Genomic DNA, 24,266 nt, shown 5'->3' on the forward strand with positions numbered 1-24,266 from the left:
CACGAACGCGGCCGTGATGGTCGCCAAGGCTCCGCAGCCGAAGGTCAAGGACCGCCGAACCGGTGAGATCGCCCTCGATAAGGACGGCGTCACCCTGATGACGGTGGAGGTCATGTTCTCCACGCCGGATGAGGTGGAGATCCTCAAGCTCACCGTTCCGGCGCCGGGCGTCTCCGAGGACCTGGCCATGGGCACTCCCGTCGCGCTCACGGGCCTGGTCGCCTCGGCGTGGGAGAACGAGTTCAACGGCCAGAAGCGGCACGGGATCGCCTTCCGCGCGGTCGCCGTCACCTCGCTCGCCGCCGCTGGCTCGGCGTCCAAGGCGGCCTGATCATGAAGGTCTTAGCCGTCGCGCTGGTGCTCGTCGTCGCTGCCGCAGTGATCCTGCGGTGGCGGCGCCCCGCCTGGTACTGGCTGGCCTTCGGTGCCGCCTTCGCCATCGGGCGGGTGCTGGTCAACTACACCTCGGTGATGGACGCGTGCAGGCTGACTGTCCCGCCCTCGCGCTGGCGCCTGGCCCTCGCCCGCATCGCCAACCGACCCATTCCGGAGTCCCGCGCCCCGCGCATCCTGCGCCTGCGCCCCACCCGGACCGGACTGGTCCTCCGCCTCAAACTCCGCCCCGGACAGGACGCCTTCGACGTCTCAGCCGCCACAGACCGGTTGCGCCACTCTTTCGCCATGTACGGCGTGACCTCACGTGAGCTGCGCTCGGGTGTGGTCGAGGTGCGGATGACGGGCTACGACGTCCTCAAGCGAGTCCACATGCCCGCCAAGACCGATCCCGCTCCGATGCGCGTCCCGGTCGCCCTGCGCGAAGACGGGGCGGTGCACTACCGGGACTACCGGGCCGTCCCGCACGGTCTGATCCTCGGGGCCACGGAGTCCGGGAAATCCGTCTTCCAACGCAACCTGGTCGTCGGACTCGCACCGCTGGACGTCGCGCTGGTCGGCATCGACTGCAAGCAGGGCGTCGAACTCTTCCCGCTGGCCCGCCGGTTCTCCGCGCTCGCTGACAACCCGGACGCTGCCCTCGACCTGCTAGAAGCCCTCGTCACTCACATGGGAGACGTCTACCAACTGATCCGGGCTGAGCAGCGGATCACGGTGAACGTCCCGGACGCGGAGATCGCCTCCGACATCTGGGACCTCCCCGACCACCTGCGCCCGGTCCCGATCGTGGTCTTGGTGGACGAGGTCGCCGAACTGGCCCTGTTCGCCTCCAAGGACGAGGAGAAGCGGCGGGACCGGATCATCACCGCCCTGGTCCGGCTCGCCCAGCTCGGCCGGGCCGCCGGCATCTATCTGGAGATCTGCGGGCAGCGCTTCGGCTCCGAACTCGGCAAGGGCATCACGATGCTGCGGGCCCAGCTCACCGGCCGCACCGCCCACCGCGTTAACGACGAATCCTCCGCCAACATGGCCTTCGGCGACATCGCTCCCGACGCCGTCCTCGCCGCCATCCAGATCCCCACCGAGACCCCCGGCATCGCCGTGACCGGCGACTCCTCCGGCGGCTGGGCCCGTATCCGCGCCCCGCACACCTCACTGCGCCAGGCCGTGAACATCTGCAACCGGTACGCCGACCGCACCCCGGACGTCCCCGCGCTCGCGCCCTTCCGGCCCGTCGTCGGGTCCCTGGCCCCGGCCTCCGAGCCGCTCGCCAAGACCGCTCCCGCGACCGCCTGACACCTCCCGCTCCTCGGCCGGCGTGACCGTCTCGCGCCAGGTCCCTACCCCCTCCATGCCTGAAGGGAGACCGATCCCCATGTGCGAACACATCGAGGACTTCCACCGCACCGTGCTGATGCTCGGAGCACTGGCCCTCTACGCGGACATGCCCGGTGCCGACGACGCGTTCATCGACACCATCGGCCCGTGCCTGGCCGCATCGCTGCCCGAGCCGCCGCCCGGCATGTTCCCGCCGGGCTACGACCCCGACTTCCCCGGTAGGGCGTGATGGCTCGCCCTGCGTTCCGCGTCGACGCCGTCCTCGTCCAGGCCGTCATCGCCGGTGCCCTGTCCTTCGCCCATCTCCACGACCTGGCCGATGCCGCCGGGCAGGACGGCTGGAAGGCCTGGGCCTACCCGATCAGCGTCGACCTGCTCCTCGTCGCTGCCTGGCGTCGGCTCCGCTCGGACGGTCCGTCGCGGCTGGCCTGGTGCTGGTTCCTCATCGCCCTGGTGGCCTCGCTCGGCGCGAACGTCGCCACCGCCGGGTTCCTCGACCTCGCTCATCCCCCGGCCTGGCTGCGCTTCGGCATCGCGGGGTGGCCGGCGCTCGCCTTCCTCGGCGGCACACTCCTCGCCCACTCCCACACGTCCGAGGAACCCGAGCCCCTTCGGCCGGCACCCGCAGCACCGGTTCCGGCGCCAGAGGTGGAGCAGGAATCCGCCCCCGACCCGGCGCCGCTCCCCGTAGTCGAGAACACCCCGGCGCTCGCCGCCGCTGCCCCGGCTTCACCGCCTCCGCCGGTCCCGGCCGCGCTGGTCGACCACGCCCGCAAGCTCGCCGCCGACCACCACACGCGCACCGGCTCCCCGATCGACACCGACACCCTGCGCGCACGCCTCGGCGTCCCGCCCCAGCTTGCCGACGCCATCGCCGCCCAACTCACCTGACCTGAAGGGAGAACCGCCATGCCTGCCCGCGACAACTTCCACTCCCTGATGCGGATCGGCCCCGTGCAGATCGGCACCCACCGCGACCGCCACGGCCACACCAAGCACGCCGCCGTGTGCACCAACGACCACTGCGGCTGGTCCGCCGACTACTCCAGCCAGACCGCCGCCCAGCTCGCCGCCCGCACCCACCGCTGCCCCGCCCGCTGAGGAGACACCCGTGCAAGTTCCGCTCTGGCTCGCCCTGATCGTCGTCGGCTCGCTCGGCGTCAAGCTCATCCGCCCGCCCTGGTGGCTCGTCGCCGTCCTCCTCCTCGGCGGCTACCTCCTCGCCGACAGCCTGCTCGCCCCCGTCATCGACACCGCCGTCAAGTAGCCGCCCTCGAAGGGAGATCCACCATGCTCCGCCCCAAGGTCCCGACCATGCCGCAGCCCACCGGCCGCGTCGCCCCGCCCGCCGTCGTCGAGCCGACCAGCGTCATCCAGGCCGCCCCCGCCTCCACGCCGGCGCCGACATCGGCCCGGCCGACTATCCAGCTCACCCCCGGCGCCGTGATCGCCCTCGTCGGTGGAGGGACGGCCGTGGTCCTGGTCGTCGGCGCCGTCCTGGTCTCCATGCTCCTCGCGGTCGCCATCACGGGTGCGTCCGTCGCCATCTGCGCCCTGGTCATCCACTCGCTGATCACCTCCGAGAACAGGCGCCGCTGACCGGCCTCTGGACGGCGCCACAAGCCGCCAAGCATCGCCGCCGTCCGGACGGCCCACGCGCCCCTTCCAACCGCCGCAGAAGGAGAACCGTGGACACCCAAGCGCTCACCGCCGTCGTGCCGTTAGTCGGCTGGGCCACCCACTCCGGGCTCCTCGCCCACCGCCTCGCCGCCGCCCGCCGCGACCCACTCACCGGCCTGCACACCCGGGCCGGATGGACCGCCCGCACCATCCGATTCATCCGCCGGCACTCGGACGCGGTCGTCGTCTTGGTCGACCTGGACGGCTTCAAGACCCTCAACGACTCCTACGGCCACGCCGCCGGGGACTCCGCCCTCGCCGCGACTGGCGCCCGCCTCACCAACTGGTGCGGTCGGCACGGCATCGCGGGACGGCTCGGAGGCGACGAGTTCGTCGCCGTCGTCGATCCCCTCGCCGGGCCCCAGCTGGAGGACTTGAGCCGCGATCTGCACCGGCCCTTCCTCCACGCCGGGCAGACGCTGCCGCTCGCCGCCTCGTTGGGCTCGTGCCGCCTTGCCGACCTGCCCACCCGCACGCTCCCCGACGCCCTGGCCGCTGCCGACGCCGCCATGTATGCGGCCAAGGGACGCGCCACCCGCCGCGGGCAACGCCCCGCCTCCGCCTGACCGGCCTCCGGGCGACGCACAAGCCGCCAAGCATCGCCGCCGCCCGGACGGTCCGGCCCCTTCCAACCGCAATCGAAAGGAACTCTCAGCATGACGCACCGCACCCGAGCCCGGTCCCGGATCTGCCCCAACTGCGACGGCTTCGCCTCCGCCGCCGTCACCCTCGGCGGCCGCGACCGCCGTGGACACCTGCGGACCATCACCGCCCACTGCCCGGCCTGCCACGGCACCGGCACCACCACCCGCCCCGCCGTGCGCCAGGCGGTGAGCGTCTGATGCCCCGCAACTGGAGCCGAGGAGTCGACCGCATCCCGCCGGACCCGATCGACGGCGACTACGACCGCCTGAAGAAGATCGCCAAGGCACACCACCTGCACGACAAGGACCGCGCCGCGAAGGGAACCCCCGCCGGCCGCTCCTCCACCGAGGCGACCAGCAGCGATGCCAGCACCCCCCAGAAGCGGGGATGGCGCCGTTGAGCCTCGCAACCCAGTTCGACCCGACCACCCTCGGCGATCTGCTGAGGGTGGCTTCGGCCGACGACTTCGACCGCTGGCACGAGCAGATCCGCCGCACCGGCGGCTGCGCTGACCCCATCCACCTCACCGGCTGGACCCTCAGCAAGGACAAGATCACCGGCGAGACCCTCCACCACTACTCGACCGAATCCGAGCCCGGCGGACGACTGCGGGTCGCGTGCGGCAACCGCCGGGCCTCCCGCTGCCCCTCCTGCGCCTGGACGTACGCGGGCGACACCTACCACCTGATCCGCGCTGGCCTGGCGGGCGACGACCGCCGCGACATCCCGCCCACCGTCCGCGATCACCCCAGGGTCTTCGCCACGCTCACCGCACCGTCCTTCGGCCCCGTCCACAACCGCCCCGACCGAGGCATCTGCCGCTGCGGCACCCGCCACCCCGCCGACGACCCCACCCTCGGCACTGCACTCGACCCGGCCACCTACGACTACGCGGGAGCTGTCCTCTTCAACAACCACGCGGGCGAACTCTGGCAGCGCTTCACCAACCGGCTCCGTCGCGAACTCGCTGCCCGCGCTGGCCTGTCGCAGCGGGAGTTGAAGGAGTCGGCCCGGCTCTCCTACGGCAAGGTCGCCGAGTTCCAAAAGCGCGGTGCCCTCCACTTCCACGCCGTCATCCGCCTCGACGGACCGGACGGACCCGACGTCCCGCCCCCGTCCTGGGCGAGCGCCGGCCTTCTCGCCGACGCGATCCAGGCTGCTGCGGCGCACCCCTACACCTCGGTCTCCGTCCCGGCCGTCCAGGACGAGCCCGCTCGCACCTTCCGGTGGGGAAAGCAGCTCGACGTGCGCCCCGTGAAGGCGTTCGGAGACGGCTCCGACATCACCGAGCAGGCAGTCGCCTCCTACGTCGCGAAGTACGCCACCAAAGCCGCCGAGAACACCGGCAGCCTCGACCGACGCATCGGCGAACTCGCCGAACTCGACCGCCACCAGATCCCCGACCACACTCGCCGACTCATTGAGGCGTGCAAGCACCTCGATCCGCTCTACCCGGAACGGCGCCTGTGGGCCTGGGCTCACATGCTCGGGTTCCGCGGCCACTTCTCCTCCAAGTCCCGCCGCTACTCCACCACCCTCGGCGAACTCCGCCAGGCCCGCGCCGACTTCCGCGCCGCACAGGAACGCCAAGCCCTCGGCCTGGACGACCGCGAGCCGGACACCGTCCTCGTCCTGGCCGACTGGCAGTACGCCGGCCACGGCCACACCCCCGGCGAATCCGCCCTCGCCGCCACCATCGCCCGCGACCTCCAGCACAACCGCGAGACCGCCCGCGAAGCACTACGCGACCAACTCGCCCCGGAAGGAGTCGCAGCATGACCACCGCCACCACTGAGCTGCTGACCGTGCCCGACGTCATGGCACGGCTCAAGCTCGGACGCTCGAAGGTCTACGACCTGATCCGCTCGCACCGCCTGATATCGATAAAGATCGACGGCGCGCGCCGGATCCCCGCCGACGCAGTACGGGACTTCATCCTCGGCCAGATCGAGGAGGCTGCCTGATGGCCGGACAGCGCAAGCGCAACCCCAACGGAGCGGGCACGATCACCAAGCGCAAGGACGGACGCTTTCAGTGCGCCGTCTACGTCCTCCAACCGGACGGCACTCGGGCCCGCAAGTTCGCCTACGGCAAGACGTGGGCAGAGTGCGACACCAAACGGCGCGAGCTGCTCGCCAAGGTCGACCAGGGCGTGCCCGTGCCCACCCGGTCGGCCAAGCTCTCGGAGTGGCTGCCGTACTGGCTGGAGAACGTGATCAGGCCCCGGCGGAAACTCAGCACGTACGACAAGTACGAGGCGCACGTTCGGCTCTACCTCGTGCCGCTGCTCGGTTCGAAGCGGCTCGAATCCTTCGGAGTCGCGGACGTCCGTCGCTTTCTCATTCGGATGGAGAAGGAGACCACCGCGGCAACGGCCAAGGAATCTCACCGCGTGCTGCGTTCCGCTCTGTCCTCGGCCTGCCGCGAGGAGCTGATCGCACGTAACGTCGCCAAGCTCGTAGAGCCGCCGCGCACGGACAACAGGGAGTTGAACCCCTGGACGCTGGACGAGACGCTGGACTTCCTTGCGGTCTCCCGCCGAGATCCGCTCTACGCGGCCTTCGTGCTCGCCATCGCCATGGGGCTCCGGCGGGGCGAGATCATCGGCCTCCGGTGGTCGGACCTCGATCTCGATAACCGGGTCCTCTACGTCCGGCAGCAGACCCAGCGCCGTCGCGGCGCCCTCTACGACGACGATCCCAAGAGCCGCCGTCGCCGGGTCGTCCCGTTGCCCGCTCTCTGCATCGCCCCGTTGCGCTGGCACCGGATGCGGCAGTCGGCGGCACAGAGCAAGGCGGGGGAGCAGTGGCACGAGTCGGGCTACGTCTTCACCACCCGCACCGGCCGCCAGGTCGAGCCGCGGAACGTCTACCGCTCCTTCACCCGAGTCGCCGAGTCCGCCGGCCTTCGCGTGATCCGACTGCATGACGCCCGGCACGGCACCGCCACCTTGCTCACGGCGGCCGGAGTCGCGCCCCGCGTCGTGATGGAGATCCTTGGCCACTCGCAGATCAGCATCACCATGGACGTGTACACGCACGTCGTGCAGGACACCCAGCGCGAGGCCATGAGTCACATGGACCGGCTGCTCAGGAAGCGGCCCGGTCGTCAGTGACCGTGCTCGTTGATGTCAGAAGTGGATGTCAAAGGCCACCTAGGAACGTTCCTAGGTGGCCTTTTCCCTTGTGCCCCCGGCAGGATTCGAACCTGCGACACCCGCTTTAGGAGAGCGGTGCTCTATCCCCTGAGCTACGAAGGCGTGCGGATCGTGTGCGATCCGGTGGCTAGCCTAGCGGATGTGGGCTGGGGGCTGGGAAGGTTCCCGTTTGCGCAGGTTGGCGCAGGTGGGCCCCGGTCTGAGTCGAGCGGCGCGAGTGGGTGCTGAGCCTGCGTGGGTCCGGATCGGTCGGTGGACGTTCGGTTCAGGGGGAGAGAGCGGGCGGGTCAAGGGGCGGTCCGGGGGTGGGAGAGGGCCGGGCGGATCAGGTGGAGCGTGCGGGTCAGCCACTGGTCTCCCGTCTCGCGGGGTCGGTCGCCCTCTTCACGCGGCCGGTCGCCCTCCTCGCGGGGTCGGACTCCCGTCCGGAGCGGCCTGTCGCCCGTGTCCCGGGGCGGGCGGTGGCCCCAGTACGCCGGGTTCGGGCCGCGGCCGGTGAGGTGCGGGAGCGTCGTCGTGCCCGTGATCAGGGAGAGGAGCAGCGACGCCGCCGCCGGGACGTCGACGTTGCTGAGCAGCGAGCCGTCGGCCTTCGCCCGGCGCAGCGCCCCGTGCAGCGCGCCCAGCCAGTTGAGATGGACGTGGAGCGCCGGGTCGTCCGGGGTGCGGATCTCCTGGGTGAGGCGGGCGCCGGCGCGGACGAGGGCGTCGCTCTCCACGAGCCGTACGACGGTGTGGGTCATCGCGGTGGCGATCTCGAAGGCCGGGGTCTCGCGCCGCGCGATCTCCGCGAGCGCCGCCCCCGACACCGCGCAGGCGTCCGCCTGGACCGCCCGCGCCAGGTCGGCCTTGGCGGCGAAGTGGAAGGACAGGGCGCCCTTGGTGACCTGCGCGCGCTCGCTGATCGCCGACAGGGTGGCGCGTTCGTAGCCGGACTGGTCGAACACCGTCGACGCCGCGCCGACGAGGTTGCGCCGGGTTCGTTCGGACCTCTCCTGCCTCACCACGGCTCCTGCCTCACCACGACCCACGATGCGATCACCCGGGCTCCTGTCGTCTGTCGGTCAGCCGCCTCTGTCTGCCGCGGCCGACGCTAGGAATTCCCTTTTGGATCTGTCAACGAGGCCGTCCCTCACCGATCACCTTCACGCCACCGGGTCGCGAGGGCCCGCTAGTTCAGCGGTACCTGTCGGAAGGAGCCCGCGATACGCAGGTCCTCCTCGATGCGTGTCGCCGTCGCGTGCAGGTCGGGCAGGACATCGCGGACGCACGACTCCGCGGTGCGGCGCGTGCTGTGCATGGCGACGTTCACCGCGGCCACGACCCGCCCGTCGCGGTCCCGCACCGGAACGGCGATGGACCGCAGCCCCTGCTCCAACTCGCCCTCCACCAGCGCGTATCCGGACTCCCGTACACGGTCGAGTTCCGCCCTCAGGCGCTCCGGGTCCGTGATGGTCCGCGGGGTCAGGGGGTTCAACTCCGGTGGCAGCGGAGCCTGTCCCTCCGGAAGATCGGCCAGAATCACGCGGCCCAGCGCGGTGGCGTACGCGGGCAGGCGGGTGCCGACGGTGATGTTGACGCTCATGACGCGGCTGGTGGAGACGCGGCCGGTGTACTGGATCTCGTCGCCGGTCAGCACCGCGAGGGACACCGAGTCGTGCAGCCGTTGGGAGAGTTCGCTCAGGTGGGGCGCCGCGATCTCGGGGAGCGTCGTCCGGGAGAGGGGCGGGTAGCCGAGGCCCAGCACGCGCGGGGTGAGCCGGAAGACGCGGTCGTGCGCGGTGACGTATCCGAGGTGTTCCAGCGTGATCAGGGCGCGGCGGGCGGTCGCGCGGGCGAGTCCCGTCGCCTGGGCCACCGCGGTGAGGGTGAGTTCGGCGCGGCCCTCGCCGAACGCGGTGATCACAGTCAGGCCGCGGGCCAGCGACTCGACGAACTCCCGCCCCAGTTCGTGCTTGGAGGCGCTGGTCCAGTCGGCGAGGCCCGAGGGCGTCGGCCGGACCGGGTCGGCGTGCCCCGCGTGGACCGGGAGCGGGGTCGGGCGTTCCGGCGTCAACTCCCTTTCCATGGCGGCCACCGCGGTCCGCAGGCGGGGCAGCAGGGTCTCGCGCAGGTCGGCCGCGCTGTGCCGGCTGGTGTGGCTCACCACGTTCACCACGCAGGCGATCCGGCCCCCCTCGCGCACCGGCATCGAGACGGCGACCAGTCCCGGCTCGATCAGCTGGTCGTCCGACGCCCAGCCCAGCCTGCCCGCCTCGGCCGCCCGATCCTCGAAGTCGTCTCCCACCGCGGGGAGTTGGTTCGACGGGAGGGTGCCGGGCGTGGCCTTCTCCGGGTGGGGCGTCCCGCCGTCCCCCGGATACGGCCTCCCGTCCCCCACGTACGGCCTCCCGGCCCCCTCCGTATACGGCCTCTTCGGCCCCTGTGCGTACGGCCCGTCGTTCTCCTCCGTGTACGGCCTGCTGCGGGCCGGTACGGCGGGGAAGCCGCGGTCCTCCGGGTCGGTCGCCCGGCGGCGGCGCCAGTGGGTCCACTCCTCCTCGTTCCACTCGGACGCGAACAGCGGTCCCGGAGCGGTGCGTTCGGCGGGGAGCAGGTCGCCGATGCGGAAGCTGAGGGACATCGCGCGGCGCCGGGTCGCCTGGTGGACGAAGCGGATGCCGTCGCGGTCCCCGACGGCGAGCGACACCGACTCGTCCAGCGCGTCGGCGAGCGCGTCGGCCTGCGCGCCCAGCAGGCGGGGGAGCCGCAGGGCCGCGAGGTAGGCGTTGCCGAGTTCCATCAGCCGGGGGGTCAGGACGGCGTCGCGGCCGTCGAGGCGTACGTATCCCATGCGCGCGAGGGTCGCCGTGATCCGGTCGACGGTGGACCGGGCGAGGCCGGTGGAGCGTTCGAGGCCGCTCAGGCTGGACGACCCGTCCGCCGAGGTCAGCCGCCGCAGCACCGCGATCCCCCGGATCAGCGGCGTGACCGCCTCCGTGGGAACACCCGCCTCCGCGGGAACACCTGCCGGGGCGTCCCCGGAGACCTCCGCCGGGCCGCCGGGTCCGCTCGCCGAGGGGGTCGGGCGAGCGGGGGTGTTCTCCGGGACGTTCACGGAGACGTCCGCGGCGCCTGCCGCCGAACCGTGCGGCGGCGTGGTGCACGGCCGGGCCGCGTTCGGTGGCGTCGCCCGCGGCGGCGTGGTGTTCGACGGCGTGGCATTCGATGACATGGGCTCTCCGTTGCGGCTCTCGGAAGAGTCACCGTGTGGCGGATCTCAGACGAGCCACGGTAGTGCGTGCCCGACCGGCGGGGCGGGCCGGCCGGTCGCGCGCACCCGTCCCGGCGGGCGCACGGCGGCTGGTCCGGCCGTCGGTGGTGACGTCAGCGGCGCGTCACGTACACCCGATACTTCCCCTCGGTGTCCGCGTCCGCGACCCGGACGGTGAGTCCGGCCTTCGGGTCCTTGAACGTCTCGCCGGCGGAGAAGGGCGCGTCGGAGAGCTCGGCGTGCACGTTCGGGGAGCGGGTGCAGCCCCCGCTGTCGCGGTGCGCGTCGGTCACCGTGACCGGCCCGTTCCCGGTGTCCACGTCCGTGTCGACCTTGTAGACGAGGATGCCGGGGCGGCACACGGCGGAGTCGTTGCCGGCGCGGGTGCGCAGTTCGAGGACGTAGCCGCTCTTGGGGCCGAGGGGGACGACGACGAGTTTGGCGCCGCCGCGCCGCTCCAGCGGGGTCAGCGCGTACTCGGTGGTCCCGGGCGCCGCCGCGCAGCGGATCTGGGCGTCGTCGAGCCAGCCGAGCTTCCACTTGTGCCAGCCCAGGAGGTCGTTGTCGGCCCCCCAGTCCTCGCTCATGATGTCCCAGTGTCCGACGGACCCGCCGCCCGCCTGCGTGTACAGGTCGGGCAGGCCGAAGGTGTGGCCGTTCTCGTGCGGCAGGACGCGGTAGCCGGTGTCGGCGTACGAGCCGGAGCCGTCGTCCTGGCGGCTGTAGACGAAGGACGCGTTGGAGACCGGGACGCCGTCGGCGACCGGAGCCTCGGTGTTGCCGGCGAACGTCACGGACAGCACGGTGTCCAGCGCGGAGGGTCCGGCGTTGGGTGTGACCAGCACGTTCAGGATGTCGTACGAGCGGAAGTCGACCTCGGGGTCGGCTGCGGCCACGATGTCCTGGACCAGTTCGCGGTACCCGGGGTCGAAGGGCGCGCCGCGTTCTATGCCGTAGTCCTTGAACGTCTTGGGCATCCGCAGCCAGTGCCGGATGGGGGCCTCGGGGCGGTAGTCGAGGCGGCCGTAGGAGCCGGTGCGGAACCATTCCTGCGTCTTCGGGAAGAACTCGCCGTACCGGTCGAGCGCGCTGCCCTTTCCGGGCGCGTCGGAGAAGTCGACCATCAGGGTGAGCGCCCGGACCGTGCCGGTGGAGCGGGCGTAGCCGGGGGCCGTCGGGATGCCTTCGCCCATCTGGATGCCCGCCGGACCGTTGATCATGCAGGGGCCCAGTGCCGTGGAGCGGGCCAGTGGCACGGAGCCCGCCGTCGCCGAGCCCGCCGTCAGATGCCCGCTGCCGGCCGAGGTGCTGGCGGCCAGCGTCAGGACGGTCACCGTGGCGAGCGCGGCCAGACGGCGCGGGCGTATCCGGCGGCTGGACGGCTGCATACAGGGGCCCTTCGCTCCGCGGCAGCCGCCGGTCTCCGACTGCACCCTTTCGATCACCCTGAGTGGCCGACGCGCCGGGCGCGCGCTGGATGAGCCCGATCGGGTTCATCCCCCGGCGGGCTTCGAAAGGGGGCGGAGTGAGCTGATGGGCTCGCGTCCGGGCGGGGCTGGAGGTGCGATCCCCGGCGGGCTCCGGCGCGGGAGCGGGGCGAACCGGCAACGCACCTCTCCCGGGATGTCCTGGTGCGCCCCGGGGCAGCGCCGGCCGGGGCGAAGGGCACGGAAGCGGGCCGGGGAGCCCTCTGTTCCCGGGGTGCCGATGCCCCTCCGGCAACCTGTTCCGATGATGTGACCCAGGTCACATCATCTTCTTCAGTCAAGGGGAAATAACCGGGGATCGTTTCCCCGTTTAGCCATACGTCCGAGCGAAACGGGGACCGAATCCCCGGATCGCGATCCGACACCGAGATGCTTCGAGGAGTACACCGTGCAGACCGCACCCCCCGTGCAGCGCAAAGTGGCCAGGCCCCGTGCCGACGCCCTGCGCAACCGGGAGCGGATCGTCACCGCCGCCAGCGAGATGTTCGTCGAGTTCGGGCCCGAGGTGCCGTTCGACGAGATCGCCCGCCGGGCCGGCGTCGGCAACGCCACGGTGTACCGCAACTTCCCCGACCGCGACGCCCTCGCCCGCGAGGTCGTCTGCTCGGTGATGGACCGCACCTCGGAGTGGGTAGAGGAAGCGCTGGCCCGGGGCGGCGACGCCTTCGAGTCGCTGAGCGGCTTCGTGCACTTCGCCGCCGACGAGCGGATCGGCGCCCTGTGCCCGATGCTCGCCGAGGGCTTCGACCAGCACCACCCCGACCTGGTCGCCGCGCGCGACCGGATCACCGACCTGATCGAGCGGCTGATGGCCCGCGCCCGCGAGGCCGGACAGCTGCGCCCCGACGTCGAGCTGGGCGATCTCATGATCGCCGTCAGTCAGCTCACCAGGCCGCTGCCGGGCACCGCGTGCCAGGGCATCGACCGTTTCGTGCACCGTCATCTGCAGCTGTTCCTGGACGGTATGCGGGCTCCGGCCCGCTCCGAACTGCCCGGAGTGGCCGCCACCGTGGAGGAACTGCGACGAGGCTGCTGACCGCCGGGACCCGGCGCGCGACCCGCGACCGTACTCGCCCTCGGCCCTCGTGACCCGAACTCGAATCTGAACATCGCCCTCGACCTCACAACCGACCGCGCGGCGCCCGCGCGCACCGAGCCCTCATCCCGCGCGACGCGCGTCAGGCGCTCGGCACCCGGCCGTCGTCACGCGTGACGGGCCGTGCCACGCATGCGGCCGTCACCGTCGACGAGCCGTCCCTTTTCACTGGTTTCACTGGATTTTTTCGCTACGAAGTCCCGGAGTGGGTACCCCCATGTCTGAAACAGCAACGACCAAAGCAGTCTTGGACCAGGAGTCCGACGCGCACAGCAATCGCTGGAAAGCGCTCATCTTCATCGCGCTCGCCCAGCTGATGGTGGTGCTCGACGCGACGATCGTGAACATCGCGCTGCCCTCCGCCCAGCAGGACCTCGGCATCACCGACGGCAACCGGCAGTGGGTCGTCACGGCCTACGCCCTCGCCTTCGGCGGTCTTCTGCTCTTCGGCGGGCGGATCGCCGACATCTGGGGCCGCAAGCGCGCCTTCGTCGTCGGCCTCGTCGGCTTCGCCCTCGCCTCCGCCCTCGGCGGCGCGTCCCAGAGCGGCGCGATGATGTTCGGCGCCCGTGCCCTGCAGGGTGTCTTCGGCGCGCTGCTCGCGCCCGCCGCCCTCTCGCTCCTCGCCGTCATGTTCACCGACGCCAAGGAGCGCGCCAAGGCGTTCGGCATCTACGGTGCGATCGCCGGTGGCGGTGGCGCCGTCGGCTTCATCCTCGGCGGTGTCCTCACCGAGTACATGAACTGGCGCTGGACCTTCTTCGTCAACATCCCCTTCGCGATCATCGCGGCCGCGGGCGCGTACTTCGTCATCCGTGAGCCGAAGGGCGGCCGCAACCGTTCGCCGCTCGACATCCCCGGCGTCGTCCTGTCCACCCTCGGACTGGTCTCCCTGGTCTACGGCTTCACGCGTGCCGAGTCCGACGGCTGGAGCGACTCCGTGACCCTCGGCCTGTTCGTGGCCTCCGCGCTGCTGCTGGCCGCGTTCGTCTACACCGAGTCCAAGGTAAAGGCCCCGCTGCTGCCGCTGCGCGTCCTCACCGAGCGCAACCGCGGTGGCGTCTACCTCTCCCTCGGTCTCGCGATCATCGCGATGTTCGGCACGTTCCTCTTCCTGACCTACTACCTGCAGATCGTGAAGGGCTTCTCGCCCATCTCCACCGGCTTCGCCTTCCTGCCGATGGTCGCGGGCATGATCACCGGCTCCACGCAGATCGGTGCCCGCCTGATGACCCGGGTCGCCCCGCGTCTGCTGATGGGCCCCGGCTTCCTGGTCGCCGCGGTCGGCATGCTGCTCCTGACCCAGCTGGAGATCGGCTCCTCGTACTCCACCGTGGTGCTGCCGGGCCTGCTGCTCCTCGGCCTCGGCATGGGTACGGCGTTCATGCCGGCCATGTCGCTCGCCACGTACGGCATCGAGCCGCGTGACGCCGGTGTCGCCTCCGCGATGGTCAACACCTCGCAGCAGGTCGGCGGCGCGATCGGTACGGCCCTGCTGAACACGTTCGCGGCCTCGGCGACGACCGCGTACATCGCGGACCACATCGCCGGCGCCACGTCCCCCGCGCAGCAGAAGCTCGTGCAGGCGCAGGGCGCGGTGCACGGCTACAGCATCGCGATCTGGCTGGCCGTCGGCATCCTCGTGCTCGCCGCGGGCATCGCCTTCACCCTCATCAACACCGGCCGTCCGGACGCGGGCGTGGTCTCCGGTGCGGGCGAGGGCGCGGAGGACGAGCTGAAGGTGCCCGTCATCGCCCACTGACGGCGCCGGCCCGCATCGGCTCGCTCCGGGTACTTCGGGTACTTCGCGTACGGACGCGGGGTGGGGACGCCTCGTCCGTACGACTCCGGGGACTGCCCCGGCTCCCAGCACAGGGAGCCGGGGCAGTCCCGCGTCCTGGAGCGGCGCTAGCGGAGCCAGGGCAGGTCCGCGCCCGCGTCCTTCGGCTGGAGCCCCTCGGCGATGATCCGCATGGCCTCGCCGAAGGCCTTCTGCTGGTCCGGTCCGAGCCGGTCGAACAGCGCCTGACGCACGGCGGCCACATGGCCCGGCGCGGTACGCCGCAGCACCTCGTAGCCCTCGTCGGTCAGCACCGCGAACTGACCCCGCTTGTCGGACGGGCAGTCCTCGCGCCGCACCCAGCCGCTCTTCTCCAGCCGGGCGACCGCGTGCGAGAGGCGGGACCGGGTGATCTTCGCGTTCATGGCCAGCTCGGTCATCCGCAGCCGGCGGCGCGGGGCCTCGGCGAGCTGGACGAGCAGGCCGTAGTACATGTGCGGCATGCCCGCGTCGCGCTGGAGCTGGCGGTCGAGATGGTCCTCGAGGAGGGTCGTGGCGTGCATGTACGCGCGCCAGATGCGCTGTTCCTCGTCGGTGAGCCAGCGCGGCTCTTCAGCGGGAGCGGATGCCGTGTTCATGTACTCCACTGTACGAGCCCCTTCTTGAAAATTAAACAAACCGGGCGTAGCCTCGACCAAGAACTTGAGACTTTAAGCAACTGCTTCAAATATCAAGCATCGCGCCGTACGATCGAACGCGAACCCGCTGGAGGGAGCCGCCATGTCCGCCGCCACCGAGGAGCGTCCCGCACCGGAGCGCATGCCCGCCCTCTATCTGAGCCACGGCGCCCCGCCGCTCGCCGACGACCCGCTCTGGCCCGGCCAGCTCGCCGCCTGGTCCGCGGATCTGCCCCGCCCCACGGCGATCCTCATGGTCTCCGCGCACTGGGAGGAGGCCCCGCTCGCCCTCGGCGCGACCGAGACGGTCCCGCTGGTCTACGACTTCTGGGGCTTCCCCGAGCACTACTACCAGGTGACCTACGCGGCCCCCGGCGCCCCGCGGCTCGCGGAGTCCGTACGGAAACTGCTGCGCGCGCCCGGCACTCCGGTGCAGGACATCCCGGACCGAGGGCTCGACCACGGCGCGTACGTCCCGCTGGTCGAGATGTTCCCCGAGGCCGACATCCCGGTGCTGCAGGTCTCCCTGCCGACGCTCGACCCGGTCCGGCTCTTCGAGATCGGACGCAGGCTGGCGCCGCTGCGCGACGAGGGCGTGCTGATCGTCGGCTCCGGCTTCTTCACCCACAACCTCGCGGCGCTGCGGCACACCGGCGGGGGAGTGCCCACCTGGTCGAGCGAGTTCGACGACTGGGGACACCGGGCGCTGGAGGCCGGTGACGTGGACGCGCTGCTCGACTTCGAGCGCAAGTCCCCGGCGGGCCGCCTCGCCCATCCGCGCACCGAGCACTTCGCCCCGCTCTTCGTGACCATGGGCGCGGCGGACGCGACCGGCGAACCGGACGGGCAGCGGTCCGTGATCGACGGTTTCTGGCTGGGAATGGCGAAGCGGTCGGTGCAGTTCGGCTGAGTGTGCGGGATGCGGGATGCGGGATGCGGGATGCGGGGGTGTGGGGGGAGCGCCCGGGGCCGTGCCCGGCTCCGGCCCGGTGTCACGAGGCGGGGTGTGGGGCCCCGGCCGGTGTCACGGGGTGAGGTCCTTCTCGTACCAGGCGACGTCCCAGTAGCGGCCGAACTTGCGGCCGACCTCGCGATAGGTGCCCACGTGGTGGAATCCGAAGCGTTCGTGCAGTCGCACGGACGCTTCGTTGGGCGGCACGATCCCGGCGTAGGCCCGGTGCACGTCCTCGGCCGCGAGCGCGGCGAACAGGGACGCGTAGAGGAGCGTGCCGACGCCACGGCCCCCGGCGTCCGGGGCGACGTACACGGTGACCTCGACCGAGGTCTCGTACGCGGGCTTCACGCGGAAGGCGCTGGAGGTGGCGTACCCCAGAATCGCCTGTGAGTCCGTGTCCGTGGCAACCATCAGGCGGTGCCGTCCGTCTTCAGGGTGGGAGAGCAGCCACGGCCGGCGTTCCTCCGGCGTGAAGGTGACCGTGTCGAATGTGACGGGCGTCTCCCGCACGAAGTGGTTGTAGAGGCCGGTGAGGGCGTCGAGGTCGGCGGCGACTCCTGGCCTGACCTGCACCTCTGTACGTTCCGACGGCATCTGCCCTCCCGTGTGGTGCGACAGGGTACTGCATGATCAGAAAAATCCAGGGGCGCCTTGGGAATTCTGTCCTGATTCCAGTCGTTGTTTCCTTCGGATGCCGGGCACCCGGAATGGTGAACGGAAGTCCAGGACCACCCGCAAGCCCACCATCGCAAGGGAGCACGCATGGCAACCCGTGCCGTCGCCCGTCGTAAGTCCGCCACCGGCGAGACCACCGACGCGGCACGCAGTGTTCGCGCCGTTGGCGGCGAGATCGCCGATCGCGACCTGGTCGGCATGTACCTCGACGAGATCGCGCGTACACCGCTGCTCGACGCCGCCAAGGAAGTCGAGCTGTCCCAGGTCATCGAGGCGGGTGTGTTCGCGCAGCAGATCCTCGACGGCGAGGCGGAGGCCAAGGCGGACGCCTCACACGCGGAGCTGGAGGCGCTGGTCGCCGACAGCGAGCGCGCGAAGGACGTGTTCATCCGCTCGAACCTCCGCCTGGTCGTGGCCGTGGCGCGCCGTTACCCGCGCAGCGGCCTCCCCCTGCTCGACCTGATCCAGGAGGGGAACGCCGGCCTGGTCCGCGCGGTCGAGAAGTTCGACTACCGCAAGGGCTTCAAGTTCTCCACGTACGCCACCTGGTGGATCCGGCAGGCCATCACCCGTTCCATAGCCGACCAGTCGCGCACGATCCGCCTCCCCGTCCACCTGGTCGAGGAGCTGGGCCGGATCCGTCGCGTGCAGCGCGAGTTCAACCGTGAGAACGGCCGGGAGCCCGAGCACGCGGAGATCGCCAAGGAGCTCGGCTCGACGCCGGAGCGCGTGGGCGACGTCCTGGACTGGGCCCGTGACCCGGTCTCGCTGAACATGGCGGTGGACGACGACGGCGACACCCAGTTCGGTGACCTCCTGGAGGACACCTCGGCCGTGTCCCCCGAGCAGTCCGTCCTCACCCTGCTGCGCAGCGAGGAGCTGGACGACCTGATCGGCCGCCTCGACCAGCGCACGGCCTCCATCATCAAGATGCGGTACGGCATCGAGGACGGCCGGGAGCGCACGCTGACCGAGGTCGGCAAGGAGCACGGTCTGACCCGTGAGCGCATCCGCCAGATCGAGAAGCACGCCCTGCTCGAACTGAAGAAGCTGGCGCGCGACACCGGATTCGACGCGGCGGCGTGACCCGTGCGAGGGTGCGGGACGTGTCCGTGACCAGCGGGGCGAGCGACGTGAGTGCGCCGTACGGGTTCACTCGCGGACGGGGTACGAGACCCCGCTCGCCCGGTTCGCGCAGGGGCACGCGTGCCACGTTGGCCACAAGTCGACCAGACATGGCCATGTAAGACCGCTTCAACCTGCTGGGCTCAGGGAACAAGACTTCAGGGCCCACGGTTCAGGGCTCCGTCCGGGCGGCCGTGAGACGCCCCCGAGAACCGAGTCCCGACGCACACCCCCCCCCGCGCCGGGACTCTCCCAGAGCCGGGTTCCGGCGCCTTCCCCCCCCTGGCGCCGGGGCCCGGCTCCACTCTTTCGTGGGGGCGGTCCGGCGAGCGAGGCTTCGAGCCGGGGTCCGTGGGATGCCTGGTGGGGTTTCCGGGCAGGATGGGGACGGGCCACCCCGGACCTGAACCCCGGGGTGACCCGGATGGCAGATTCTGCCACAGCGGCATAGCCTGCCGTTCGTGAGCGGTAGTGAACGTGAGGCACGCGCCTCGACCGGCCGAGCGGGCTCCGACACCACCTCCGAACCCGCCGGGCGTGCGGCCGTGGAAGGGCCCTCGCTCGTCGAGCGGCGCAAGGCGGCCACCCGTATGGAGATCGCCCGGGCCGCAGCGGGTCTTTTCATGCGCAACGGGTTGCGGGCCACCCGCGCGGAGGACATCGCCCGCGCGGCCGGAATCGCACCCCGCACCTTCTACCGTTACTTCGCGGCCAAGGAGGAGTCGCTCGGCCCGCTCTTCGCCGCCGGCGCCCAGCGCTGGGCCGAGGCGGTCCGCGGCGCACCGGCCGGCCTGCCCGTCCCCGAGGCGCTCCGGCACGCGGTCGTCTCCACCCTGACCCCGGGAGTCGGCGTCCGGTACGAGTCCCTCGACTGGGTCCGCTCCCTGCTGAGGCTGGCCGAGGCGAACCCGGCTCTGCTGCGGGTCTGGGGCGAGGCGTGCCAGACGGCGGAGCGGACGCTCGCGGCGGTGCTGTCGGCGAGGACGGCGGGGGAGTCCACCGAGGCGGGGACTCCGGGCGAAGGGCCCGGTCGGGTGGCGGCGGAGGACTCCGGGGCTCCCGCGGTCGCCGACCTCGACGCGGGACTGCGGTTCACGGCCGCCGTGGCCAGCGCGGCCGTCCGCGTGGCCGTCGAGGCCTGGGCGGCGGGCGACGCCCCCTCCGACGGACCGGCCGGCCCGGTCGCCCTCGCGCTGCGCAACCTCGAAGCGCTGGACGGCTTCCCGTGGAGCATGCGAACGGGGTGAGGGGCGGGGCGCGCGGGGCAGCCGCCCTCGCGTCCCCTCCGTACGGCGTCAGTCCCCGGCGCCGCCCGCCGCGCGGCTCAGACGGGCACCCAAGTCCCGTACGTAGTGCACCAGTTCTCCAGGCTCATGGACCGTGAACTCGCAGTCGACCATCGCTATCCGTACCGCCAGCCACTCCACGGAGTCGCCGGAGGAGGCGCGGAGCCGGCAGGTGTGCTCGTCGATCGGTTCGGGGGCGCCGAGCCAGGCGGGCAGACGCGCCGTGACGAAGTCGGCCGGTGCGGCGAAGGTGACGTCGAAGCCGTACGTCTCCTGGCGGCGGTACACCGACTGGCGCAGGTACTCGGCGGCGCTTCCGGTCGGCAGCTCGCGCGGCGCGAACCGGGCGCCGGTCGCGACGGGTTCGGTGACCCGGTCGACGCGGAACGTACGCCAGTCCTCGCGGTCGAGGTCGTACGCCACCAGGTACCAGCGGCGGCCGGTGGACACCAGTCGGTACGGCTCGGTCAGCCGCCGCGACGGGGTCCCGTCCCCCGAGCGGTAGGCGAACCGCAGCCGCTCCCGGCCCGCCACGCTCGACGCCATCACGGTCAGCGTCTCGGGCGCGATGCTCGCGCCGTCTCCGCTGGTCAGCGGTGTCGTCGCGGCCTGGAGCGTGGACACACGGTGCCGCAGCCGGGACGGCAGGACCTGCTCCAGCTTGGCGAGCGCCCGCACCGACGCCTCGTCCACGCCCTCGACCGCGTGACCGGCACCGGCCCGCAGGCCCACCGCGATCGCCACCGCCTCCTCGTCGTCGAGGACGAGCGGCGGCATCGCCTTGCCCGCCACCAGCCGGTACCCGCCGTCGGCGCCCTTGCTCGCCTGCACCGGATAGCCCAGCTCGCGCAGCCGGTCGATGTCACGGCGGACCGTGCGCCGGGACACCCCCAGCCGCTCGGACAGCTCGCCGCCGGGCCACTCACGGGGCGTCTGGAGGAGGGAGAGGAGCTGGAGGAGTCGCGCCGGGGTGTCCGTCGTCATGCCCTCCAGGGTGCCGCACCACTAGGACACGATCTGACCTAATCGGGGCCTAGCTTGCTCGCATGACCTCTTCCACCGAGTCCTCTGCGACAGAGACCTCAGACCTTCCCGGCGGCCCGGCGGCCGGTACCGCGGCCGACCGGCGACGCTGGTTCGCCCTCGCCATCGTGATGACCGCGGCCTTCATGGACCTGGTCGACGTCACGATCGTCAACATCGCGATCCCGTCGATCCAGCGGGACGAGGGCGCCACGTTCAGCCAGATCCAGTGGATCACCGCCGGATACGCGCTGGCGTTCGCGGCGGGGCTCATCACCGGTGGGCGGCTCGGTGACATCCACGGCCGCAAGCGGCTCTTCCTCCTCGGCATAGCGGGCTTCACCGTCGCGTCCGCGCTGTGCGGCTTCGCGGTGAACCCGGAGATGCTCGTCGCCTCGCGCATTTTGCAGGGCGCCATGGCCGCGATGATGGTGCCGCAGGTGCTGTCGATCGTGCACGCCACCTTCCCCGCGCACGAACGCGGCAAGGTCTTCGGCCTGTTCGGCGCGATCGTCGGCCTCGGCGCCGTCTCGGGCCCCCTCCTCGGCGCCCTGCTCACCGAGTGGAACCTGTTCGGCCTGGAATGGCGGCCGATCTTCCTCATCAACCTGCCCGTCGGCATCGTCGCGCTGATCCTCGGCCGCCGCTTCATCAGCGAGTCCAAGGCCCCGCGCGCCCTCAAGCTCGACCTGGTCGGCGTCGCCCTCGTCACCCTCGGCCTGCTGATGCTGCTCTACCCGCTGACCCGCGGCCGTGAGCTGGGCTGGCCGCTGTGGGGCTACCTGTCGATGGCCGGCTCCGCCCTCGTGTTCGCGGCGCTGGTGGCGTACGAGAAGCGGAAGGCGGCGCAGGACGGTTCGCCGCTCGTCGAGCTGTCGCTGTTCAAGGTGAAGAGCTTCGCGGCGGGCATCGCCGTGCAGACCGTCTTCGGTATCGCGCTCGGCATCTTCTTCCTGGTCTGGACGCTGTACATGCAGGAGGGCCTCGGCTGGAGCGCGCTGCGGGCGGGCCTCACCGGCGTGCCGTTCTCGATCGCCGTCTCGGCCGCCGCCGGCATGTCCGTGCAGCTGCTCGTCCCGCGCTTCGGACGCAAGGTGCTCCAGGCGGGCGCCCTGCTCATGGCGCTCGGCGTCCTGCTCTACATCTGGGAGGCCGACCGGTACGGCATGGGCATCGCCTCATGGCAGATGGCCCTTCCCCTGGTGGTCATGGGCGCGGGCATGGGCTTCATCGTCGCCCCGCTGACGGACGCCGTGCTCTCCGACGTCCCCCGCGAGCACGCGGGCTCGGCGTCCGGCCTGATCAACACCGTGCAGCAGATGGGCAACGCGCTCGGCCTCGGCCTGGTGTCGGTCGTCTTCTTCGGTGAGATCGGCGACCGCCTGACCCGCGCCCAGGTCGGTCCCGCCTTCGTGAACGCCTTCCAGCACGCGCTGGGCTGGGTCGCCGGGGTCCTGGTCGTCATCTTCCTGGTGATGTTCGCGCTGCCCAGGAAGCCCGCCCAGCACGTGGAGGGCGTGGAGGACGCGGTCGTGACCGGGGACGCCGACCCGAAGCAGCCGGAACTCGTCGGCTGAGCGGCCGAGTGGGCTGACGCCCGCCTCGACCGTCCGAAGGGGCCCGTCACTTCAGGTGCCGGGCCCCTTCGGGCTCTTCTCCCGTGAGCTCCCCACGCCTGTGCGGTCCGGCTCATCCCGTCGCCCGGCTACCCGGCCCAGACTCCCTCGCGATGTCCGTTCGTGCCCGAACTCGGCCCGAACTTGTTTACTTCCCGGTCATGGGCGCGTAGCCTCCGTCTGAAACCACAGGTTCGGACATCAGGCGGAGGCGAACGGACATGTACGCACCGGAGCGGCAGCAGGAGATCCTGCGGCTCGCCCGTGACGGCGGCCGGGTGGACGTCCTGTCGCTGGCCGACACGTTCCAGGTCACCGCGGAGACCATCCGGCGGGACCTGAAGGCGCTGGACCGCGCCGGACTGGTGCGCCGGGTGCACGGCGGCGCGATCCCCGCGGGCCGCCTGGACTTCGAGCCGGACCTCGCCGAGCGCGAGTCGACCGCCGCCGACCAGAAGGACCGTATCGCCGAGGCCGCGATCGCCGAACTGCCGCACGACGGCACGGTGATCCTGGACGCCGGCTCCACGGTGGCCCGGCTCGCCGCGTCCCTGCCGCTGGAGGCCGCCCTCACCGTCGTCACCCACAGCCTCCCGATCGCCGCCCGGCTCGCCGACCACCCCGGCGTCCAACTGCACCTCGTCGGCGGACGCGTACGCACCCGGACCCGTGCCGCGGTGGACGCCTGGGCGCTGCGCGCGTACGCCGAGATCCGCGCCGACGTCGTCTTCGTCGCCGCCAACGGCTTCTCGCCCGCGAGCGGACTGACCACGCCCGACCTCGCGGAGGCCGCGGTCAAGCGCGCCGCCCTGCACGCCGCCCGCCGGGTCGTCCTGCTCGCGGACTCCGCCAAGAGCGGCCAGGAACACTTCGCGCGCTTCGGCGACCTCGCCGAGGTGGACCTGCTGATCACCGACGACGGGCTCGACCCCGAGGACGCCTCCGCCGTCGAGAGCGGCGGCACCGAAGTGCTCCGGGTCTAAGGGCTGTCGTCGGACCCCACGGAGTGCGGCACATCGTGCCGAGAGCCGAGAGCCGAGAGCCGAGAGCCGAGAGCCGAGAGCGCGTGCCACACGCCACGTGCCGAGAAACGAGAGCGCATGATCCTCACCGTCACCCCCAACCCCTCGCTGGACCGCACCTACGAGGTCCCGTCGCTCGACCGCGGCGAGGTCATCCGGGCCACCGGGGAGCGCGTGGACCCGGGCGGCAAGGGTGTGAACGTCTCGCGAGCGGTCGCCGCCGCGGGACGGCGTACGGTCGCCGTCCTGCCCCTCGGGGGCGCCCCCGGCGCGCTCGTCGCCGAACTCCTCGCCGCCCAGGGCATCGAGGTCGCTCCGGTCCCGGTCGCCGGGGCCACCCGCTCGAACATCTCGGTCGCCGAACCGGACGGCACCCTGACGAAGATCAACGCGCCGGGCCCCGACCTCTCCGCCGCCGAGGCCGAACTCCTGCTGGAGACCGTGCGCCGCGCCCACCGCCCCGGCGACACCGGCTGGATCACCTGCTGCGGCAGCCTGCCGCGCGGACTCGCACCGTCCTGGTACGCCGAACTCGTCGCCCGGGCCCACACGGCGGGCGCCCGCATCGCCCTCGACACGTCCGGCCCCGCGCTCCTCGCGGCGCTGCGCGAGCGGCCCGACGTGGTGAAGCCCAACGCCGAGGAACTGGCCGCGGCCGTCGGCCGTCCCCTCGCCACGGTGGGCGACGCGGTGAAGGCGGCCGAGGAACTGCGCGCGATGGGCGCGGGCGCCGTGCTCGCGAGCCTGGGCGCCGACGGGCAGGTGCTCGTCGAGGCCGCCGGCACCTGGTTCGGGAGCGCCCGCGTCGACTCCGTACGCAGCAACGTGGGCGCCGGTGACTCCTCGCTCGCCGGGTTCCTGATCGCCGGCGGCAGCGGGCCGCACGCCCTCGCCTCCGCGGTCGCGCACGGTGCCGCCGCCGTCCAGCTCCCCGGCAGCGTGATGCCGGGCCCCGCCGACCTCGCCCCGGACGCCGTGACCGTCACGACCGAGATCCCGGAGTCCCGACCCCTGACGGAGCGGATGCCATGACCGTCCCCGCCCCCGCCGAACCCCGT

At 71.8% G+C, this 24,266-nt stretch carries 27 protein-coding genes and 1 tRNA gene; 21 read left to right on the plus strand and 7 right to left on the minus strand.

Annotated elements, in window-relative coordinates; genetic code table 11:
• The 13 genes from AB0C62_RS17110 to AB0C62_RS17170 all read left to right on the plus strand — a co-directional run.
• Positions 1 to 331: hypothetical protein (locus AB0C62_RS17110; protein ID WP_362973870.1), on the plus strand; the 331-nt coding region annotated here is incomplete at its 5' end.
• Positions 332 to 333: 2 nt separating this feature from the next.
• Entirely contained in the window at positions 334 to 1,689 is a 1,356-nt protein-coding gene (locus tag AB0C62_RS17115) for an FtsK/SpoIIIE domain-containing protein (protein ID WP_362973872.1), read from the plus strand.
• Between the two features lie 79 nt (positions 1,690 to 1,768).
• Positions 1,769 to 1,960 (plus strand): hypothetical protein, encoded by a 192-nt coding sequence (locus tag AB0C62_RS17120; protein WP_362973874.1) that lies wholly within the window; start codon positions 1,769 to 1,771, stop codon positions 1,958 to 1,960.
• Positions 1,960 to 2,622, plus strand: a complete 663-nt coding sequence (locus tag AB0C62_RS17125) for a DUF2637 domain-containing protein (protein WP_362973876.1) — start codon at positions 1,960 to 1,962, stop codon at positions 2,620 to 2,622. Before AB0C62_RS17120 ends, AB0C62_RS17125 begins: the two co-directional genes overlap by 1 nt.
• A gap of 18 nt (positions 2,623 to 2,640) precedes the next feature.
• Entirely contained in the window at positions 2,641 to 2,832 is a 192-nt protein-coding gene (locus AB0C62_RS17130) for a mobile element transfer protein (RefSeq protein WP_190034181.1), read from the plus strand.
• Positions 2,833 to 2,842: 10 nt separating this feature from the next.
• Complete coding sequence (locus AB0C62_RS17135) at positions 2,843 to 2,998, plus strand: hypothetical protein (RefSeq protein WP_190034180.1); 156 nt, start codon at positions 2,843 to 2,845, stop codon at positions 2,996 to 2,998.
• A 23-nt stretch (positions 2,999 to 3,021) separates the two neighbouring features.
• Positions 3,022 to 3,330 carry a SpdD-like protein gene (locus AB0C62_RS17140; RefSeq protein WP_362973879.1) on the plus strand — a complete coding sequence of 103 codons (309 nt, stop codon included), beginning with the start codon at positions 3,022 to 3,024 and terminating at the stop codon, positions 3,328 to 3,330.
• An 89-nt stretch (positions 3,331 to 3,419) separates the two neighbouring features.
• A complete protein-coding gene (locus AB0C62_RS17145) occupies positions 3,420 to 3,977 on the plus strand; it encodes a GGDEF domain-containing protein (RefSeq protein WP_362973881.1) in 558 nt (185 codons plus the stop codon).
• Between the two features lie 90 nt (positions 3,978 to 4,067).
• Entirely contained in the window at positions 4,068 to 4,253 is a 186-nt protein-coding gene (locus tag AB0C62_RS17150; RefSeq protein ID WP_351486175.1) for a hypothetical protein, read from the plus strand.
• Positions 4,253 to 4,456, plus strand: a complete 204-nt coding sequence (locus AB0C62_RS17155; RefSeq protein ID WP_362973883.1) for a hypothetical protein — start codon at positions 4,253 to 4,255, stop codon at positions 4,454 to 4,456. The genes AB0C62_RS17150 and AB0C62_RS17155 overlap by 1 nt, the downstream gene beginning before the upstream one ends.
• Positions 4,453 to 5,835 (plus strand): replication initiator protein RepSA, encoded by a 1,383-nt coding sequence (repSA, locus tag AB0C62_RS17160; protein ID WP_362973885.1) that lies wholly within the window; start codon positions 4,453 to 4,455, stop codon positions 5,833 to 5,835. The genes AB0C62_RS17155 and repSA overlap by 4 nt, the downstream gene beginning before the upstream one ends.
• Entirely contained in the window at positions 5,832 to 6,020 is a 189-nt protein-coding gene (locus AB0C62_RS17165) for a helix-turn-helix domain-containing protein (RefSeq protein WP_362973887.1), read from the plus strand. The genes repSA and AB0C62_RS17165 overlap by 4 nt, the downstream gene beginning before the upstream one ends.
• On the plus strand, positions 6,020 to 7,171 hold the full coding sequence (locus tag AB0C62_RS17170; RefSeq protein ID WP_362973889.1) for a site-specific integrase: 1,152 nt from the start codon (positions 6,020 to 6,022) through the stop codon (positions 7,169 to 7,171). The genes AB0C62_RS17165 and AB0C62_RS17170 overlap by 1 nt, the downstream gene beginning before the upstream one ends.
• Before the next feature lie 71 nt (positions 7,172 to 7,242).
• Here AB0C62_RS17170 and AB0C62_RS17175 read toward each other — a convergent pair.
• The 4 genes from AB0C62_RS17175 to AB0C62_RS17190 all read right to left on the minus strand — a co-directional run bounded on the left by AB0C62_RS17175 (position 7,243) and on the right by AB0C62_RS17190 (position 11,854).
• Positions 7,243 to 7,315: transfer RNA gene (locus AB0C62_RS17175), tRNA-Arg, on the minus strand.
• Between the two features lie 185 nt (positions 7,316 to 7,500).
• Positions 7,501 to 8,217, minus strand: coding sequence for a ScbR family autoregulator-binding transcription factor (locus AB0C62_RS17180; protein WP_362973891.1), 717 nt, complete (start codon positions 8,215 to 8,217; stop codon positions 7,501 to 7,503).
• 167 nt (positions 8,218 to 8,384) lie between these two features.
• Positions 8,385 to 10,427: an IclR family transcriptional regulator C-terminal domain-containing protein gene (locus AB0C62_RS17185; protein WP_362973893.1), complete on the minus strand. Its 2,043-nt coding sequence runs from the start codon at positions 10,425 to 10,427 to the stop codon at positions 8,385 to 8,387.
• Between the two features lie 152 nt (positions 10,428 to 10,579).
• Entirely contained in the window at positions 10,580 to 11,854 is a 1,275-nt protein-coding gene (locus AB0C62_RS17190; RefSeq protein WP_362973895.1) for a M6 family metalloprotease domain-containing protein, read from the minus strand.
• Between the two features lie 487 nt (positions 11,855 to 12,341).
• Here AB0C62_RS17190 and AB0C62_RS17195 point away from each other — a divergent pair, with 487 nt between their 5' ends.
• Positions 12,342 to 12,989: a TetR/AcrR family transcriptional regulator gene (locus AB0C62_RS17195; RefSeq protein ID WP_362973897.1), complete on the plus strand. Its 648-nt coding sequence runs from the start codon at positions 12,342 to 12,344 to the stop codon at positions 12,987 to 12,989.
• A gap of 277 nt (positions 12,990 to 13,266) precedes the next feature.
• Positions 13,267 to 14,811: an MFS transporter gene (locus AB0C62_RS17200; RefSeq protein WP_362973899.1), complete on the plus strand. Its 1,545-nt coding sequence runs from the start codon at positions 13,267 to 13,269 to the stop codon at positions 14,809 to 14,811.
• A gap of 146 nt (positions 14,812 to 14,957) precedes the next feature.
• Here AB0C62_RS17200 and AB0C62_RS17205 read toward each other — a convergent pair whose 3' ends face one another.
• The gene (locus AB0C62_RS17205) at positions 14,958 to 15,467 is read right to left on the minus strand and encodes a MarR family transcriptional regulator (protein WP_362973901.1); all 510 of its coding nucleotides are present in this window, start codon (positions 15,465 to 15,467) and stop codon (positions 14,958 to 14,960) included.
• Between the two features lie 142 nt (positions 15,468 to 15,609).
• On the opposite strand from AB0C62_RS17205, the gene AB0C62_RS17210 reads away from it, so the two are divergent.
• Positions 15,610 to 16,416, plus strand: a complete 807-nt coding sequence (locus tag AB0C62_RS17210; protein ID WP_362973903.1) for a class III extradiol ring-cleavage dioxygenase — start codon at positions 15,610 to 15,612, stop codon at positions 16,414 to 16,416.
• 114 nt (positions 16,417 to 16,530) lie between these two features.
• Here AB0C62_RS17210 and AB0C62_RS17215 read toward each other — a convergent pair whose 3' ends face one another.
• The gene (locus AB0C62_RS17215; RefSeq protein WP_362973905.1) at positions 16,531 to 17,055 is read right to left on the minus strand and encodes an N-acetyltransferase family protein; all 525 of its coding nucleotides are present in this window, start codon (positions 17,053 to 17,055) and stop codon (positions 16,531 to 16,533) included.
• A gap of 168 nt (positions 17,056 to 17,223) precedes the next feature.
• Between AB0C62_RS17215 and AB0C62_RS17220 the strand changes: the two genes are divergently transcribed.
• Both AB0C62_RS17220 and AB0C62_RS17225 read left to right on the plus strand, forming a co-directional pair.
• Positions 17,224 to 18,222, plus strand: a complete 999-nt coding sequence (locus tag AB0C62_RS17220; protein ID WP_362973907.1) for a sigma-70 family RNA polymerase sigma factor — start codon at positions 17,224 to 17,226, stop codon at positions 18,220 to 18,222.
• A gap of 629 nt (positions 18,223 to 18,851) precedes the next feature.
• Positions 18,852 to 19,508 carry a TetR family transcriptional regulator gene (locus tag AB0C62_RS17225; RefSeq protein WP_362974129.1) on the plus strand — a complete coding sequence of 219 codons (657 nt, stop codon included), beginning with the start codon at positions 18,852 to 18,854 and terminating at the stop codon, positions 19,506 to 19,508.
• A 48-nt stretch (positions 19,509 to 19,556) separates the two neighbouring features.
• On the opposite strand, the gene AB0C62_RS17230 is transcribed toward AB0C62_RS17225, so the two are convergent.
• Positions 19,557 to 20,531 (minus strand): YafY family protein, encoded by a 975-nt coding sequence (locus tag AB0C62_RS17230; RefSeq protein ID WP_362973909.1) that lies wholly within the window; start codon positions 20,529 to 20,531, stop codon positions 19,557 to 19,559.
• Positions 20,532 to 20,593: 62 nt separating this feature from the next.
• Here AB0C62_RS17230 and AB0C62_RS17235 point away from each other — a divergent pair, with 62 nt between their 5' ends.
• The 3 genes from AB0C62_RS17235 (at position 20,594) to pfkB (ending at position 24,240) form a co-directional block, all read left to right on the plus strand.
• Positions 20,594 to 22,147 (plus strand): MFS transporter, encoded by a 1,554-nt coding sequence (locus AB0C62_RS17235; protein WP_362973911.1) that lies wholly within the window; start codon positions 20,594 to 20,596, stop codon positions 22,145 to 22,147.
• 260 nt (positions 22,148 to 22,407) lie between these two features.
• Positions 22,408 to 23,169, plus strand: a complete 762-nt coding sequence (locus AB0C62_RS17240) for a DeoR/GlpR family DNA-binding transcription regulator (protein ID WP_362973913.1) — start codon at positions 22,408 to 22,410, stop codon at positions 23,167 to 23,169.
• Between the two features lie 117 nt (positions 23,170 to 23,286).
• Entirely contained in the window at positions 23,287 to 24,240 is a 954-nt protein-coding gene (pfkB, locus tag AB0C62_RS17245) for a 1-phosphofructokinase (protein ID WP_362973915.1), read from the plus strand.
• Positions 24,241 to 24,266: the final 26 nt, after the last annotated feature.

Source organism: Streptomyces sp. NPDC048643 (assembly GCF_040650615.1).
Lineage (GTDB): Bacteria > Actinomycetota > Actinomycetes > Streptomycetales > Streptomycetaceae > Streptomyces.